Here is a 17,696-nt window from a genome sequence, read left to right on the forward strand (position 1 = left end):
TCACTTCCCTTCCTGTTCCGAGAGTTCTCGCGCAATCAGCCGGAAAATCTCCTCCCGTTTTTTCGATACAAGGCTTCGGTAACCGCACCCCTCGATTCTTTCGTCAAAACCGCAGATACTGTGGTACGGGCAGTAATCGCACCCGGTGTTCATCCCCAGTTCATAAGGCTCCTTTTTGACATTCCCTTTCAGGATCTCTTCTTTAAGCTGCTTCGTCTTCCTCTTTGTATAAGAAGACAGAAGTCCGAATTCCGCCTTTGACGCGGCCCGGGAGGTTTTGGATACGCTTCCGTCTTTGTTCCTTCCAAACGGCGCCGCAAGAGAACTTTTCGCTCCCGTATGATCCAGATGTCCGAGAACATCCGGATCGGAATTCACAAGACCATCGGGACGGAGCTCTTTTAACAGCTCCTCCTCGGCCTGCTCTTCGTCGGATTTCGGAACCATCGGATCCTTCATCTGATAATAAAAGATTCCCGCCGGAATTACTTCCTTATTCGGATGCTTTTTCCGCTCCAGCTCCAGGGCCGCATTCATGTAGACCGCAAGCTGAAGCTGAAGTCCGTAATAAAAGGACGTGATGTCAAAGGACTTGGATTCGGTCTTATAATCCGTCACCTTGACATAGACCTGATTTTCATCTTCACACGTATCGACCCGGTCGATGACGCCTCCCGCAAACCGGACTTCTGTCCCGGTCTGCCGGAAATCCCCCATTTTCTGCTGACGAAGCAGCGCCCATACCGTCCGGTCCACAAGCCGCTTCATCCTCGTAATCAGATATTCCCGGCGCTTCGTACTGTAAAGCACGGTGTTTTCATAATCAATAATACTTTCCTCCACACAGGCGTCCACCATTTCCCGGCGCATCTCGTCGGTGATATCCGTAACCGGGATATCCAGCCTTTCCGCCTTTCCCGCAAAATGTTCCATTGCCTTGTGGAAAAGATTTCCCCAGTCCAGAGGTTTGAATTCATACTCCTGCCGCTCACTTAACCGCAGTCCATAGGCCATAAAATGCGCAAAAGCACAGGATGCATACTTCTCCAGCCGGGTCACACCTTTGTCGATTCCTTCCCGGTAAAGAATCTCTGCCGCCTTCTTTGAGAGACGGTCATCCGGCATCCGGTAAAAATGTGCCTGCATCACCTGTTCCAGACTTTGACTGCGTTTCGAATCCTTTTTATACCAGGCATAAAGCTCCTGCCACTGCGGATCTTCCGTCTCCTCATTCTGAAGTCCCTGGATCAGAAGTTCCAGACCGTTTTTCCCGGTCAGTTCCGTCTCTTTCAGGGGCCGTTCCTCCTCCCGCGTCACAGTCAGACGCGGAAACAGCTTCTGAATATCCCGGATCAGATAAGACGGTCTGAGAGAAGTCCCGTCCGCCGCCACCGAAGCATAAGACAGGTACAGCAGTTCCTGTGGTTTAGTCAGCATCGTGTACAGATAAAATTTCTGAATATAGGCCTGTTCTTTCCCTCCGGCGGAAAGTTCCGTCCCTCCGGACCGGATTTTCTCCCGGTCATACTCGGAGAGCAGCCCGCCCGAGCCAAGCTGCCCTGGAAGGAAGCTGTCGTTTGCGCCAAGGAAAAACAGGGCTTTGATATCAGTAAGCCTCGTCCGCTCCATGTCTCCGGCCATGACTTCATCAATTCCCGGCGGAATGACACCGACTTTCGCTTCCTCGAGTCCGGCGTCCAGAAGCTCCCCGTATTCCTCCAGAGAAACCGTCTCCTCCCCGAGAAGCGCTACAAATTTATCAAACAGATCGATGACAATCCGGTAAACCTGAGAGTATTCCTTTGCAAGGGCGGCCTCGCCGCTCTTCTCAAAAAACCGTTCCTGTTCCCGGACCTTCCCGTACATGCCTTCCTGCACGAGAAAATCATAAAGCGCTTCCGTAATGTCCCTTACCGTCTTTTTCTGTTGCCGCAACACGAAGACAAGGCTGTCCACCTTTTCGATAAACCGGACACGAAGATGATTGACTTTTGCAAGCTCTTCTTCGCTCATCCCTTTGCTTTTCCGGATCCAGGCGCCCTGCCACTTTTTGTATCCCCGGATTCCAAGGGCAAGCACATAGTTTTCCAGTGTGTCAACTTCCTCCATCGTAAATCCGCTAAGGCCCGTCCTCAGAAACCGGAATACGCTTTCGTAGGTAAATCCCTTCTGGATCATGGCCGTCACACTGCGGACGTATTCTACAAATGGATTTAACAGCACACTTCGTTTCTGGTCTGCAAATACCGGAATCCCGTATTCGGAAAAAATTGTCCGGATATCATCCGAATAAGCGGACAGATCCGGCACGATCACCGCAAAATCCCGGTATCTCCATCCCTTTGTCCGGACAAGGGAACGGATCTTTCTTGCTGCCGCTTCCACTTCCTGCCCCGGCGTTGCCGCATGGCAGATCCGGATCCGGTCCTGTTCTTCTTCGTAACGGGCCTTGCCGTAGCGGAAAAGATGACGTTCCAGAAAGGCCATCGGAGTATTTTCGCGGAACCGGTACGGAATCTCTCCCTCCATCCATACGGGATCGTTCACCGTAATCTTCTTCTCCCGGCAGATGGCAAGGAGCTTTGTCGTCATCTCTTTACTGAGAGAAAACAGCTGGTACGGTCCCTGATAAAGATAAGGATTCTCATTCTTCGGAATCGTCACTGTCACCCGGACCTCCTGACACACCTTGAGAAGCTGCTCCAGCAGCCGGTTCTGAACCGGGGTAAATCCGGTAAAGCCGTCCAGCGCAATGATGCTGTCCCGCAGAATGGCAGACTGCGGCACCCTCTCGCAGAGCAGATCCAGAATCTCCTCTCTTGTGATATATTTTTCCTCCAGATAGGCATAGAAGCCTTCGTACACCTTCTTCAAATCAGAAAGCTTATAATAAAGCGAGGTTCCTTCCCCCGCCTGCTCCATCATCCGGTCAAGCTCTTCTTCTCCAATATCGTACTGGGTAAACTCGGAAATGACCGATTTCACTTCGCTGATATATCCCTGCCGCTTCAGATTTCCACGAAGGACAGTCAAATCGTCCTCATAATCCCCGGCAATCTTCCGGAGAATCAGATTTTTCCCCTCGTCATCCAGAACAATCCGGTCGTTTCCCCCGGTCTCTTCCATGACACGATAAGCAAGCCTTCCAAAACTTAACACATCAATATTCATGATCGCATGATTCGGGCTTGCCTCCACAAGATCTTTCTGAGTCTGCATGGAAAACTGCTCCGGCACGAGAACAATATAAGTCTTCTCCGGATTTGCTGCCGCTTCTTCTACTGTCTTCTGATATAGAGAATGGGACTTCCCTGAACCGGAACTCCCAAAAATAAACTGTAATGCCATGACATTCTCCTAATTCACTTTTCCGTACAGTTCTCTCGGAACGAATCCTTCAATATAGATTCCATCCGCCTGATACTCTTCTTTCGTCACTTCTCCGTAGGCGCGGATCATCTGAATCTTTCCTGCCTCCGCATACGGATAAAGACGCTTAATCTCCATTCTCTGTTCTCTGATCCAGTCTTCCAGAATCTCTTTCAGCGTATCCAGTCCCTGCCCTGTCTTTGCAGAGACCACGACTCTTGCATCCGACTTGAAATCCCGGATCAGAAGGTCTTCTCCTGCTTTGTCACATTTATTAAACACCGTAATCACGGTCTTGTTCAACACTCCGAGTTCTTCCAGTGTCTCATAGGTTACATACATCTGCTCATCCATCTGTGGATTGGACATGTCCGCCACATGGAGAATCACATCCGCATACTTTGCCTCTTCCAGCGTACTGCGGAATGCCTCGATCAGGTTATGCGGAAGCTTGCTGATAAATCCGACCGTATCGGTAAGAAGAATCTTCTGGCCTCCCGGAAGATTCAGCACTCTGGTTGTCGGATCCAGTGTTGCAAACAGCTTGTCCTCTTCCAGCACCGATGCACCTGTCAGTGTATTTAACAGCGTAGACTTTCCGGCATTGGTATATCCCACAAGCGCACAGACCGGCATATGGTTTCTGCTTCGCTGCTCCCTTGTCACCTCCCGGTGTCTGCGGACATCCGCAAGTTCCCGGTTCAGCTGGGCGATCCGGCTTTTGATCAGTCTCCGGTCCATCTCCAGCTTCTTCTCTCCCGGTCCTCTTGTCCCGATTCCTCCACCGAGCCTGGAAAGACTCTTTCCAAGTCCGGTCAGTCTCGACTGCCGGTATTTTAACTGGGCCAGTTCTACCTGAATCTTTCCCTCTTTAGTTGATGCTCTGGCCGCAAAAATATCGAGAATCACAAGCGTCCGGTCCATAATCTTACAGTCCAGCACTTCCTCCATATTGTTGATCTGGGACGGGCTGAGCTCATCATCACAGACAATGCCGTCCGCTTCCTTTTCCCATACAAGCCACTTTAACTCGTCGAGCTTCCCGCTTCCGATATAAGTCCCCGGGTGAACCGCGTCTCTTAGCTGGATCATCTGTCCGGCCACTTCCGCTCCCGCTGTCTTTACCAGCTCGCCAAGCTCATCCAGCGACTGCTCTGCCTTTTCCAGATCATCCAGAGCCGCCGCCACCAGAATTACCTTTTCCTTTTTCCTTCCTGTTTCAATCATTCATTTCCCGCCTGTGTTTCTAAAAACTCTGCCTCTTTTTTCACATCTTCGTCATCCGGCCAGGTCTGAAGATATGCGTCCGCCTTTTCCCTGGCTTCTGTATACTTTCCTGCCTTTTCCAGAGAGAAGATCTGGTTGTAGGCCATTTCCTTTTTCAGATCATCCCCGGCGCCTTCCATCTGGCTGCCGGTCTCAAAAGAGTCTGCCGCTTTTTCATACTGGCCGCTCTGCATATACGAAATTCCAAGCAGATTATAAAGCTCCGGCGTTGCCCCGGCGCCTTTTTCAAGCGCTGATTCAAAAGCGGACGCCGCCTTATCATACTGCTCCAGTTCATAATAGCTGATGCCAAGTCCCCGGTATGCTTCCTTTTCCATATCTGAATCCTTCGAAGCTTTTTCAAAAGCCTCGGCGGCCTGCTCATAGTTTCCATCCTCAAGAAGGGATTTCCCTTTATCAATCTGTGTGGCACATCCTGTCATCGTAAAGAACAAAAGACATGCCGCCATTATCATTCCAATTCGCTTTTTCATTTCCCTTATCACCCTTATCTTTCTTTATGATTCCCTGTTCTTATTCCAGAATGTGTTCCATTCCCTGATTCATAATTGTCTGGATATGATCATCCGCCAGCGAATAAAACACCGTCTTCCCCTCACGTCTGCTCTTAACCAGTTTCATCTGCTTTAAAATCCGAAGCTGATGCGAAATCGCAGACTGTGTCATATGCAGTACCTCCGCCAGATCACAGACACAAAGCTCTGACTGAAAGAGCACATAGAGAATCTTCACTCTCGTCGGATCTCCGAACACCTTAAACAGGGCGGCCAGATCATTCAGTGTCTCTTCCGCAGGCATCCGTTCCATGACCTTCTTGATACAGTCCCCGTGGATCTCGATACAGTCACAGCACTCTGTCTCCATACAATCAATTTTTCTGCTCATACATCATACTCCCTTTTCTTACATCGGCTCAATCTGCCAGTCCACAGGCTCTACCCCCTGTGCCTCCAGAAACCGGTTGGCCTGACTGAACGGCCTGCTTCCGAAAAATCCCCGGTATGCGGAAAGCGGACTCGGATGCGGGGCCTCCAGAATCAGATGCTTAGGATTGTGAAGCATGGATTTCTTCGCCTGGGCCGGTCTTCCCCACAGCATAAAGACGATCGGCCGGTCCTGCTCATTTAATTTCCGGATCGCCGCGTCCGTAAACTCTTCCCAGCCGATTCCCTTGTGGGAATTGGCCTGATGCGCCCGTACTGTCAGTACCGTATTCAAAAGCAGCACTCCCTGCTTCGCCCATTTGGTGAGACATCCATGATTCGGGACCGTGCATCCCAGATCATCGTGAAGCTCCTGATAAATATTGACAAGAGAAGGCGGAATGTCCACTCCCGGTCTTACGGAAAAACAGAGCCCGTGTGCCTGCCCCTCTCCGTGATACGGATCCTGTCCCAGTATCACCACCTTCACCTCATGAAGCGGCGTCAGGTGGAACGCATTGAAAATGTCGTCCGCCGGCGGGAAAATCTGCCTCGTCCGGTACTCCTCGTTGACCGTCTGAAATAATTTTTTATAGTAAGGCTGTCTGAACTCCTCCTTCAGAGCATCCAGCCAGTCATTCTGAATTGCTGCCATGCTGCCTCCTCACATCAAAGTCTGACCGGGATTCCTTTGTCCCTCAGATACTCCTTGACTTCCCGGATCGTAAGCTCTTTATAATGGAACAGCGATGCCGCCAGAGCCGCATCCGCATGTCCCTCGCTGAACGCGTCATAGAAATGGGACAGCTCTCCTGCTCCTCCGGAAGCAATCACCGGAATCGACACCGCATCCGCAATCTGTCTTGTCACGTTCAGGTCATATCCTGCCTTCGTCCCGTCTCCGTCCATACTCGTCAGAAGAATTTCCCCTGCGCCGCGCCGCTCGGCCTCCATGGCCCACTCCACAGCATCCCGGCCGGTGTCGATCCTTCCGCCGTTTTTGTATACATTCCATCCGCTTCCATCCGCACGCTTCTTCGCGTCGATGGCGACCACCACGCACTGGCTCCCGAATTTGTACGCCGCGTCCGAGATCAGATCCGGAGTATTCAGCGCAGAGGAATTGATGGAAATCTTGTCCGCCCCGGCTCTTAAAATCGTCCGGAAGTCCTCCACTGTACGGATTCCGCCGCCAACCGTAAACGGAATAAAGACATTCTCAGCCACCTGTTCTACCATGTCAACGACTGTATTTCTTGCATCAGAGGAAGCGGTAATATCCAGAAATACCAGTTCGTCCGCCCCTTCTTTATCATAAACCTTTGCGACTTCCACCGGATCTCCGGCGTCTCTTAAATCTACAAAGTTGACTCCCTTTACAACCCGTCCATTGTTCACGTCCAGACATGGAATAATTCTCTTCGTAAACATCTGCTACTCCCCCTGTCTTTCTATGAAATTTTTCAGAATATGAAGCCCTGTCCCGCCGCTCTTTTCCGGGTGGAACTGGCATCCGAAGACGCTGCCCTTCTCCACCGAGGCATGAATCGTCACTCCATATTCGGCAGTTGCTTTTACGATCTTTGGATCTTTCGCTTTCAGATAGTATGAGTGGACAAAATATACATAAGGATTCTCCTCAAGTCCCTCAAACAGCCTGCCGTCCTTCGAACAGGAAAGAGAATTCCAGCCCATATGCGGAATCTTAAGCCCTTCCGTCTTCGGGAACCTGACAATCTCACCTTCTAAAATTCCAAGACCTTTCACGCCCGGACTTTCCTCGCTCTTTTCAAAAAGGACCTGCATGCCAAGGCAGATTCCAAGCAGCGGAATTTTCTTTTCTACCGCCTCTTTGATCACCTCTGTCAGTCCAAATGCTTCCAGATTGTGCATCGCGTCTCCAAAAGACCCGACTCCCGGAAGGATAATCCGGTCTGCTCCCAGTATCTCCTCTCGTTTTCGTGTGACAACCGGCTTCTCTCCAAGAAAATCAAGCGCCTTCTCCACACTTCTCATATTTCCTGCGTCATAATCAATCAATGCAATCATTGTTATCCACTCCTTATCTTTCTAAGTTTAACACACCCCTTTCAAAAAGAAAATGTAAAAATGCGGGACGCGCCCGCATTTTTACTTTTTGTCAAGTTCAAACCAGAACTGTACTCCGTTTTCATAATTTTTTACCCCGTAATTCTGATGGAAGGATTCCATGATGGCCTTGACAATCGAAAGTCCGATTCCATTTCCTCCATATTCTCTGGTTCTTGCCTTGTCCACTTTATAAAATTTCTCCCAGATGTGTTCGATATCCTCCTCCGGTATCGGCTCCCCTGTATTGAAGACGCTGATCCGTATCTTACCGTCCCGCTCTTCAATCCGGATATCCACGATCCGGTTTTCATTCACATGGTTCAGGGCATTGCTTACATAGTTTCGCACAACCTGTTCTACCTTGAACTCATCTGCCCATACAAAAACCGGCTCCTGGGTATTCATACGGATATCCGCTTCTTTCTGCTTTGCCATGATTTCAAGGCTCTGCACCACACCCCGGATCAGGCTTGTGATATCGATCCGTTCAAACTGGGTATCGTCTCTGCCCTGTTCCAGCTGGTTCAACGTCAGAAGGTTTTTCACCATCCTGTTCATCTTGTTGGCCTCATCAATAATGACATCGCAGTAAAACTCCATACTTTCCGGATCATCCGTGATCCCGTCTTTCAAACCTTCCGCATATCCCTGGATCAGTGCAATCGGTGTTTTCAGTTCATGCGATACATTCCCGATAAACTCTGTACGCATGGTCTCTACCTGTTCCTTCTTTTTGATGTCTCTTTGCAGTTCATAGTTGGCTGTCTTTAATTCGGAAATCTTGTCTTTCAGCTCATCTGACATCGTATTAAAACTTTCTCCAAGAATTCCGATCTCGTCTGCTCCGCCTCTTGTATATTTTGCGTCAAAATCAAGCTTTGCCATCTTTTTTGACAGCTCCGCCAGTTCCAGAAGCGGCTCCGAAATTCTTCTTGAGAAAAACCAAACAAGAATAATTCCAATCGCAAGAATCAGAATACCGATATAGAAAATAAACTGGTTGGAAATCGACACATTAGAGCGGATACTGTCAAGGGAACACCGCATCAGCAGATAATTGGAATTATCAAACTGTGCCCACATTTCCAGGTATTCCGCTCCGCTCATCACATCTCTCGCCCTTGTAATCAGGTAGTCCCCGCTGTCAAGCAGCGGCGGCTTGTTGCCGAGCACATAATCCTGAACCTGATCTATCAGGATGCTCACATCATAGACGTTCGCATACTGTACCCTCATGGAACTGTCAATCAAAAGGACGGAAACATTATTTCTCTCGGTCATACGGTTCAGTTTCAGCACTTCCGAGTCGTTTCCCAGAAGATCCTTCTCCTGCACCTTACTGATTTCCTTATAAATACTCACTAAGTCCGACCGTTTATTTGCCATATAGTACCATTCTGCAAATGTACCGTTTACAAACACAAGAAGAATCAGAAGAAAAAGAATCAGTCCGACAAAAATGAACATCATCTTTTTTCGGATAGAGAGCTTTGCTCCAAATTTTTTCATGATTTTGCAACCTCAAATTTGTAGCCCATCCCCCAGATGGTCCGGATATACTCGCCTTTGTCCCCCAGCTTGTTTCGAAGCTTCTTCACGTGAGTATCAATCGTTCTGGCATCTCCGAAATAATCGTAGTTCCATACATTGTTCAAAATCTTCTCTCTGGACAGGGCAATCCCCTGATTTTCCATAAAATAGGTAAGAAGCTCAAACTCCTTGAAACTTAAATCGACCGGATTGCCGTCAATTTTCACGATATGGGCTGCCTTGTCAATCTCAATACCTCCTGCAGAAACCGTCTGATCCATGGCAAGTCCGCTCGTCCTTCTTAAGAGCGCATTGACACGGGCCACAAGGATTTTCGGACTGAACGGCTTGGAAATGTACTCATCGACGCCAAGTTCAAACCCATTCAGCTCATCCCGCTCTTCTCCTCTTGCCGTCAGCATGATGATCGGAACTTTGGACTCCTTGCGGATCTCCCTGCATACTTCCCATCCATCCATCTTCGGCATCATCACATCCAGAATAATAAGTCCGATATCCTGATTATCGTAAAAAACATCCAGCGCATCCATCCCGTCTCCTGCTTCAAGCACCTGGAATCCGGCTCTTTCCAGGAAGTCTCTGACAAGCTTGCGCATTCTGCTTTCGTCATCCACCACCAGTATCTTAATATGCTCCATAAACAATTCATCCCTTCTTCTCGATAATCTATCTATTTTCTGTATTTTAACAGATAATTATGTCCTTTTTGTGTACAATCTTATTTTCTGCTTCCTTCCTCCGGACCGGTGCTGCATTTCAGAGTTTCCCCGTCACTTTCAAACACGATGGTTCCCTGAAGGTCGGTCCGGAAAACACCTGCCCCCAGTTTCTCCACCCGTTTCATGACTTTCTCATGTGGATGTCCGAACTCATTTCTGGTGCCGCAGGTTATCACGACAAAAGAAGGAGATGCCGCTTTTAAAAACTTCCATGAGTTGGCGTCCCGGCTTCCATGATGATTCAGTTTCATGACATCCGAGCGGATTGAGATCCCGGATTTCAGGATCTCTTTTTCGATTCTCTGACTGATGTCTCCGCATAAAAGGAAGCTGTGTGCACCATTTGTCAGACGAATCCCGAGTGATGAATCGTTGATATCTTCATACTGTTTTTCAGAATCCGGCGTGATAAATACAAATCTGCCGCTTCCTATTTCATAGTTTTCCATAAACTCAGGATGTCTGATCTTTACGTCCGCTTCATCCAGAGCGGTAAGAACTTCTTGAAAGCTTTCTGTATCATACGTTTCTTCCGGAAGGAAACAGGTTCCCACCGAAAAGGTTTCAATTACAGCATCCATCCCGCCGATATGATCAATATGAGGATGTGTGGCAATGACATAATCAAGCTTTTCTACCCCCTGTTCTTTTAAATAGGAAACGACCATTTCTTCATCCTCATTGGTCCCTGCATCAATCAGTAAATTTTCATTCTCCGACCGCACAAGAATGCTGTCCCCCTGTCCTGCATCCAGAAAGTGCACCTCCATGTTTCCGGATACTGTTTCCGTATTATTCTGTTCCGGATTCTCTGCTTTTCTGCCCAGAATCCAGATAACAGACATACCTGCCAAAAGCGCCAGAACAAACAGATATATGACTATTCTTCTCTTCTTTCTCACTTCTTCATCCTCCGGAAAACCTGTTTCTTTTTATTGTATCTGCAAGCTTTCCAAATCATTCAGATGATGTTTATATTTTCTTAAGTTCTTTTATAAATCCTTCATCGTGGAGACATAAATTACTCACATTTGTGCGCTATACTATAAACATCTTCAGAGAAGAAGAAGACAACAGTTGGAAAGAGTTCCTAATTCTTTGTGATTGTTGTCCTTCGCCTAGACATTTAGATTTTTTTAGATAGATTTTTCTCTCTTCCTTCAGGAGCCGCCAGGACGGCTCCTCCTTTTTTTGTTCAGAACTTTCCCGGGTACACGAAAAAATCCTGCCTGTGGAAACATCATATCTCCCGGCAGGATTTGCTCTATTCTTCTGTTCTTGGAAAGAGTATCGTCAGAAAGAACATGCCGTCTTCCTGACATACCTCGGAAACTCCCCGCATTTTTTTCATCATCTTCCGAATGTTGTGAAGCCCGATTTTCGTACTCTCTTTTCTTTCGTCCGTTTCCCGCAAGATCCGGTTGGAAAAACAGATCCCCAGACAGGAATCCCTGCAGACTGTCCGAATCCGGACAGGTTCTTCCGGATCTGCGTATTTTACAATATTAGAGACGAGATTATCCAGAATCCGGTTGATGTATTCCGGATCCACGCAGATTTTCCCATCCTCGTCTTTCCATTCGACATCGACTCTGTAGCCTTTTTCTTCCAGATACCCCGCCATCTCAGAGAGCGGATCATAAAAGATGCTGTCCAGGCTTTCCGGCTCTCCGGTCCTGACTTCCATATCTTCTGTTACGAGGGCATACTCAAAAATATGGTCCGACATAACTTTGATCTGGTGGGCTTTCCGGTCAATTTTGCGGATGTATTCCCGGATCTGCTCCATATCATGGATCTCTTTTTTCGCCAGAATATCTGTATAGAGAAGCAAAGAAGTGAGCGGTGTTCTCAGATCGTGGGACATTTCCGTAATCATTCTCCGATTTGCCCGGGACAGTTCTTCTTCTTTTTCTATACTTTCTTTCAAAGCCCTGCGCATGTGATCCATTCCGGACGCAAGATCGGCAAGCTCATCCTTTCCTATTACCGAAATCTGATATTCCAGATCGCCATTTCCCAGAATCTCACATTCTTCTTTCAGCTTTCCAATATATTTTACAGGTTTACGGATCCCCAGTACCGCTGTCATAATAAACAACGCCACAGCAAGCAGAATCTCGGCAATCAGCGCATAGCTGTAAAACTGGTAGGAAAAGAATCCATACAGAAATACATCTGCGGTTCCGTCCGAAAATTCAACTGTATAGTAAGACTCCCACTCATAATACCCGCCTTCTATTGCGGCATTCTCCACTTCTTCATCCGGATACAGAGAATCATATGTCAGAAGTTCCTCCTTATAGACACTGATTGCAACGATTTTCTGTTCATTCACCCATTTCGTCAGCTTTTCAGAATCATTGGAGGAAACATGGTTTTCTGTAACATATTCCTGGAGATTTTTGATGGAATGGTCACTTGCTTTCTGTACATAATCACTTTCATAAAAATAAAATGTAAGCAGATTTTCCCCCGCACGGTTCAATATGAAAAAAAACAAAAGAGAAACTGTTGCTGATACCAGAAGCAGGCGGATCAGTTCAAAATATAATGAATGAATTTTTTTCTTCCCATTATCCAAATCGGTACCCCTTCCCCCATACAGTCTGAATTCTCTGTGGATTTTTTGGATCTTCCTCTATTTTTACCCGTAGTTTCCGGATATGCACCATTACCGTACCATTGCAATTGTAAAAATATGGTTCATCCCAGACACTTTCATAAAGATTCTGGGCCGAAAAAATCTTCCCCGGATGCTGCATCATCAGTTTTAAAATCTGATATTCAATTTCGGAAAGCTCTGTACTTCCACCCCGGACAAAAACTTCATTAAACATTTCATTCAAACGGATTCCGGCCTGTTCCAGATACATGTCCTTTTTTCGATCCGGTTCCTTTCCGCGGTATGTTTTCCATCTGCGGATCAAAGCCTTGACTCTTCCAAGAAGTTCCGAATAGGAAAACGGCTTCGGGAGATAATCATCCCCGCCTGCCATGAATCCGATCAGTTTGTCCGATTCCTGCGCTTTTGCGGTCAGAAACAGTACCGGTACATACGAAATTTTCCGGATCTCTTCACATGTCTTCAGTCCGGACATCCCGGGCATCATGATGTCCAGAATCACAAGATCAGGCCCCTCTGCCAGCAGCTGCAGACCTTCCCTCCCATTCTTTGCCTCAAGCACTTCATAACCTTCTCCTTCAAGAAGAATCCTCACTCCTTCCCTGATGTCTTCATCATCTTCAATCATTAAAATCCGTTCCATTTACTCACCTTACACTCACTCTGACAAAACAACAGGGTCCGCCTCCCGAAAGAAGCACACCCTGTATCACCTGTTTTGATTCCTGTTCTTATTATTTTGAACTCTTTCCTGAACCCGTCTTTCCTGATTTCGTATTCCCGGATGCTTTTCCTCTTGTTTTGTTGTTCTTTGAAGTTTTCCCGCTTTTCTTTTTGGAATCCTTCTTTTCAGACTCAGTGACTTTTTTATCGGAGTCCTTTTTTTCAGATTCAGCGCCTTTCTTATCGGAGTCCTTCTTTTCAGATTCAGTGACTTTCTTATCGGAATCTTTTTTTTCGGAGCTTGAGCTGCTCCCGGCAGTGCTTTTTGCTGTGGACTTTTTATCATCTTTTCCTCCACATGCTGCCATGGCAAACACCATTGCTCCAACCAGTGCCAGAATGAGGCCTTTCTTTACAAATCCTTTTTTTCCTTTTTCTTTTTTCTGTTCCTGCATAAAATCTGTTCCTCACTTTCTTTTTCTGTTTCAAAGGCTGCTTTGTTATGTATCTTTATATCTGCTTCCTTTGATACTTCTATTATCAACGGCAGATCTTAACCGTTCCTGAAAAAGTTCTGAACAATTCTTAATGCAGATTTCCCCTTTCCGGCTCATCATCCCTCTAAATATTTCCCATCTTATCGAAAGATCAGTGTTCTGTCAACAAAAAAACAGCAGGATGAATTCCTGCTGTTTTTTCCGGGATCATAACATGTATCTGTCCTATTCTACTATGATAATATTGCTGTCCGAATACATGCTTTCATCCGGGCATCGGTCCGTAATAATCATTGCATCCCCGAATTCTCCAAAGCTTACAGGACTCGATACCAGAAATTTGCTGCTGTCACAGAGTACATACGGCTTTTGGGCATGTTTCATCGCACATCCTTTTATCATCGCCTCATTGATATCCGGCGTCGTAAACCCGGACGTCCGGTTTACCCCGTTCGTTCCGAAAAAACCTTTTGTAAAATTATATTTCTGGAGATTGACGTAGGCTTCGTTTCCAACAATCGCCTCGGTCGCCGCTTTGAGTTCGCCGCCGATCAGGATCACCCGGAACCCATTCTCCGTGAGCTGCAGAGCGTGGGAAACCGCATTGGTCACAAAGACGGCTGACTTCTCTGTCAGAAACGGAATCATGTATTCCGTTGTCGTGCCGGCATCCAGGTAGACAAAATCATCCGGCTCCACAAGCGATGCCGCATACCTGGCAATCCGGATTTTTTCCTCTTTTTTCAATTCTTTCCTGAGAGCAACTTTTTCTTCCCGGATATTGATCCTGGATTCTGTCTGGACAGCTCCTCCAAACACCTTGACCAGTTCTCCTTTCTGATGGAGAAGTGTCAGGTCTCTCCGAATTGTGGACTCGGACGCATTCAGCTTTTCTGTCAGTTCCTGAACGGTCACGCTTCCCTTCTCTCCCAGAAGTTTCAAGATCTCTTTTTGTCGTTTTTCTGTCAGCATAACCTTCCCTCCGACTAAACCTTTTTCTCTCATATAACTATAGTAGAATTCTCCTTTCCCGTCAATCTCCCACCCGGATCAAAATACGCCGCGGATGTGATAATCTTCTCGCGGCGTAATGCTGTTTGATTTTTTCTTTATTCTTCTACCCTTTTTTTAAGTATTCCAAGGAGTACGGCTCCGACAATCGTACCGATTACCAGGGATACAAGATACATCAGGGCATGATCCACAACCGGGAATACGAAGATTCCGCCATGCGGAGCCATCAAAGTACAGCCAAATGCCATGGAAAGCGCACCTGATACTGCGGCACCGATGATACAGGACGGAAGGACATGGATCGGATCAGATGCCGCAAACGGGATCGCTCCTTCTGTAATAAACGCAAGTCCCATGATAAAGTTTACCGGACCGGATTCCCGTTCTTCTTTTGTAAATTTCTTCTTAAAGAGCAGTGTCGCCAGAGCGATGGCGCATGGAGGTACCATACCGCCGATCATAACGGCTGCCATAATATCATAGTTACCGGCTGCAATGGATGCAGTTCCGAATACATATGCTGCCTTGTTGAACGGTCCTCCCATATCGATAGACATCATGCCTGCAACGATAATTCCAAGGAGAATCTTGCTGCTTCCGCTCATATTGGTCAGTCCTGTATTAAGCGCGGTATTCAATGCTCCCACCGGAGGCTCAATCACATAATTCATCAGAAGTCCCATAATCAGAATTCCGAACAATGGATACAGAAGCACCGGCGCAATCTTTTCAATGGACTGCGGCAGTTTCGCAAATACTTTTCTCAGAAGGAGAATCAGGTATCCTGCTACAAATCCCGCAAGAAGAGCTCCAAGAAATCCGGATTTGCCCTGAGATGCAAGCATTCCGCCTACAAATCCGACTGCCAGTGCCGGACGGTCTCCGATACTCATGGCAATGAATCCTGCAAGTACCGGGAGCATGAATCCAAATGCCGTATCTCCTATTCCTTTCAATGCCGCTGCTACCGGCGTGATCGTACCGAAGTTTGCACGCATCTCATCGGAAAGGGAATTGATATCGATGCTGAGGCCATCAATCAGAAACGCAAGGGCAATGAGGATACCGCCTCCAACTACGAACGGAAGCATGTGGGAAACTCCGTTCATCAGCTGTGTATATACCTTGTGGGCTCCGCCTCCGGATGATTTCTGTGACTTGCCTGCATTCGGATTTCCGCTTTTGTAAATCGGCACATCACCATGCATCGCCCGCTCTACAAGCTGATCTGCCTTACCGATTCCATCGGAAACCGGGCATTCGATCAGACGTTTTCCATGGAAACGGTCCATTGGTACTTCTGCGTCTGCTGCAACGATGATACAGTCTGCCTCTGCGATTTCCTCTTCTGTCAGTACGTTCTTTGCTCCGCCGGATCCCCTCGTCTCTACCTTTACAAAGCATCCTGCCTTTTTCGCTGCTTTTTCGATTCCTTCCGCAGCCATATACGTGTGTGCAATACCAGTCGGACATGAAGTCACTGCCAGAATCCTGCATGCCTTTTCCTGCGGTTCGGACTCCGTCTGTGCCGCCAGCTGTTCATCGACATCCGGTTTCTCTTCATCTGCCTCATCGATGATCCGAAGGAATTCTTCCGGTGTGGATGCTTTTTTCAGATTCTCTGAAAACTGCTCATCCATCAGGAGAATGGAAAGTTTGCTCAGCACATCCAGGTGAATATTATCCTTTGTATTCGGCGCGGCAATCAGGAAAATCAGATTTACCGGCTCCCCGTCCAAAGAATCAAAATCCACTCCGTCTTTGATTACCATCGCTGCAAGACCGGGCTTTGCCACCGCGTCACATTTTCCGTGCGGAATCGCGATGCCGCCTCCGACTCCGGTCGTACTTTCTTCTTCTCTTAAATACACTTCTTTCCGGTACGCTTCTTTGTCCCGGATCTTTCCGCCTGCCGCCATCAGATCCACCGCCATATCAAGTGCTTCGCTTTTGGAAGCCGGCGCGGCAGTAAGAGAAATACTTCTTTTATCCAGTAATTCTGTGATTCTCATCCTCTATTTCCTCCCATCCTCTATCGATCGATACAATGTTTCCACCTCTGCTCTTGTTGCCAGACGCTCCGAGAAGGCACTGGCACTTCCTGCGGACACTCCCATCCGGAAAGCATGTTCGTAATCTTTCTTTTCCAGCCATCCTGCCAGAAATCCTGCCACCATGGAGTCTCCTGCGCCCACTGCATTGACAAGAGTTCCTTCCGGCGCCGGAAGCATATGCACCTCTCCGTCTGCATCCAGAAGCACGGCTCCCTTGCCGCCCATGGATACGAGCACATTCAGCGCACCCCGTTCCTGCATTTTCCGGGCATACGGCACAACAGATTCCTGAGTATCAAGTTCCACTCCGAATATCGCTCCCAGTTCGTGCTGATTCGGTTTGATCAGGAATGGATGATACGGAAGTACTTCCATCAGCAGGTCATTGGTCGCATCCACCACTGTGAGCACTCCTTTTCCATCCAACCGCTTCATAATCTCCGCATAAATCGTTTCCGGAATACTTGCCGGAATGCTTCCTGCCAGCACCAGAATATCTCCTTCTTTCAGTCCGTCCAGCTTTTCCAGAAGTGCTTTCACAGCCGCTTCACTGATAGCCGGTCCCTGTCCATTGATCTCGGTTCCGTCAAAATCCTTCATTTTGATATTGATTCTTGACCATCCCTCGTCAAGCTCAATAAATTCACTTTGGAATCCCAGCTCCTGCACTTTGCTTACAATCTCTCTTCCGGTAAATCCTGCCACAAATCCAAGGGCAGTATTATCAAATCCGAGGTTTTCCAGTACCGTAGACACGTTGATTCCCTTGCCTCCCGGGAGCATCTGCTCTGATGCCGTCCGATTCGTCTCTCCAAGCCGGAAATCATTGACTGTCACAATGTAATCCAGTGACGGATTAAATGTTACTGTGTAAATCATTCTTTTCTACCTCCGTTCTTTCT

The 17,696-nt window shown here is 47.6% G+C and carries 16 protein-coding genes; all 16 read right to left on the minus strand.

The window, feature by feature from the left end; all coding sequences use genetic code 11:
• The gene (gene addB / locus Selli1_RS12075; protein WP_281873107.1) at positions 1-3,348 is read right to left on the minus strand and encodes a helicase-exonuclease AddAB subunit AddB; all 3,348 of its coding nucleotides are present in this window, start codon (positions 3,346-3,348) and stop codon (positions 1-3) included.
• A gap of 9 nt (positions 3,349-3,357) precedes the next feature.
• Positions 3,358-4,596 (minus strand): GTPase HflX, encoded by a 1,239-nt coding sequence (gene hflX, locus Selli1_RS12080; RefSeq protein ID WP_281873109.1) that lies wholly within the window; start codon positions 4,594-4,596, stop codon positions 3,358-3,360.
• A complete protein-coding gene (locus tag Selli1_RS12085; protein WP_281873111.1) occupies positions 4,593-5,129 on the minus strand; it encodes a tetratricopeptide repeat protein in 537 nt (178 codons plus the stop codon). The genes hflX and Selli1_RS12085 overlap by 4 nt, the downstream gene beginning before the upstream one ends.
• A 40-nt stretch (positions 5,130-5,169) precedes the next feature.
• The gene (locus tag Selli1_RS12090) at positions 5,170-5,541 is read right to left on the minus strand and encodes an ArsR/SmtB family transcription factor (protein WP_087169412.1); all 372 of its coding nucleotides are present in this window, start codon (positions 5,539-5,541) and stop codon (positions 5,170-5,172) included.
• 18 nt (positions 5,542-5,559) lie between these two features.
• Positions 5,560-6,234: a uracil-DNA glycosylase gene (gene ung / locus Selli1_RS12095; protein WP_191427020.1), complete on the minus strand. Its 675-nt coding sequence runs from the start codon at positions 6,232-6,234 to the stop codon at positions 5,560-5,562.
• A 14-nt stretch (positions 6,235-6,248) separates the two neighbouring features.
• Positions 6,249-7,010, minus strand: a complete 762-nt coding sequence (gene hisF / locus Selli1_RS12100) for an imidazole glycerol phosphate synthase subunit HisF (RefSeq protein ID WP_087169414.1) — start codon at positions 7,008-7,010, stop codon at positions 6,249-6,251.
• A gap of 3 nt (positions 7,011-7,013) precedes the next feature.
• Entirely contained in the window at positions 7,014-7,628 is a 615-nt protein-coding gene (hisH, locus tag Selli1_RS12105; RefSeq protein ID WP_087169415.1) for an imidazole glycerol phosphate synthase subunit HisH, read from the minus strand.
• Positions 7,629-7,709: 81 nt separating this feature from the next.
• Positions 7,710-9,179 (minus strand): sensor histidine kinase, encoded by a 1,470-nt coding sequence (locus tag Selli1_RS12110; protein ID WP_087252485.1) that lies wholly within the window; start codon positions 9,177-9,179, stop codon positions 7,710-7,712.
• Positions 9,176-9,859 carry a response regulator transcription factor gene (locus Selli1_RS12115; RefSeq protein WP_087169417.1) on the minus strand — a complete coding sequence of 228 codons (684 nt, stop codon included), beginning with the start codon at positions 9,857-9,859 and terminating at the stop codon, positions 9,176-9,178. The genes Selli1_RS12110 and Selli1_RS12115 overlap by 4 nt, the downstream gene beginning before the upstream one ends.
• Positions 9,860-9,939: 80 nt before the next feature.
• Entirely contained in the window at positions 9,940-10,842 is a 903-nt protein-coding gene (locus Selli1_RS12120; RefSeq protein WP_281844695.1) for a ComEC/Rec2 family competence protein, read from the minus strand.
• A 362-nt stretch (positions 10,843-11,204) separates the two neighbouring features.
• Complete coding sequence (locus Selli1_RS12125) at positions 11,205-12,524, minus strand: HAMP domain-containing sensor histidine kinase (RefSeq protein ID WP_204864403.1); 1,320 nt, start codon at positions 12,522-12,524, stop codon at positions 11,205-11,207.
• Positions 12,517-13,209: a response regulator transcription factor gene (locus tag Selli1_RS12130; protein WP_281873112.1), complete on the minus strand. Its 693-nt coding sequence runs from the start codon at positions 13,207-13,209 to the stop codon at positions 12,517-12,519. Before Selli1_RS12130 ends, Selli1_RS12125 begins: the two co-directional genes overlap by 8 nt.
• A gap of 91 nt (positions 13,210-13,300) precedes the next feature.
• The gene (locus tag Selli1_RS12135) at positions 13,301-13,597 is read right to left on the minus strand and encodes a hypothetical protein (protein WP_191437328.1); all 297 of its coding nucleotides are present in this window, start codon (positions 13,595-13,597) and stop codon (positions 13,301-13,303) included.
• A gap of 354 nt (positions 13,598-13,951) precedes the next feature.
• Complete coding sequence (locus Selli1_RS12140) at positions 13,952-14,698, minus strand: DeoR/GlpR family DNA-binding transcription regulator (RefSeq protein ID WP_087169437.1); 747 nt, start codon at positions 14,696-14,698, stop codon at positions 13,952-13,954.
• Between the two features lie 137 nt (positions 14,699-14,835).
• Complete coding sequence (locus Selli1_RS12145) at positions 14,836-16,752, minus strand: PTS fructose transporter subunit IIABC (protein ID WP_204864401.1); 1,917 nt, start codon at positions 16,750-16,752, stop codon at positions 14,836-14,838.
• Positions 16,753-16,755: 3 nt separating this feature from the next.
• On the minus strand, positions 16,756-17,673 hold the full coding sequence (gene pfkB / locus Selli1_RS12150) for a 1-phosphofructokinase (protein ID WP_087252479.1): 918 nt from the start codon (positions 17,671-17,673) through the stop codon (positions 16,756-16,758).
• Positions 17,674-17,696 lie beyond the last annotated feature (23 nt).

Origin of the sequence: Sellimonas catena, from assembly GCF_027924685.1 — a bacterium.
GTDB classification, from domain to species: Bacteria; Bacillota; Clostridia; order Lachnospirales; family Lachnospiraceae; genus Sellimonas; species Sellimonas catena.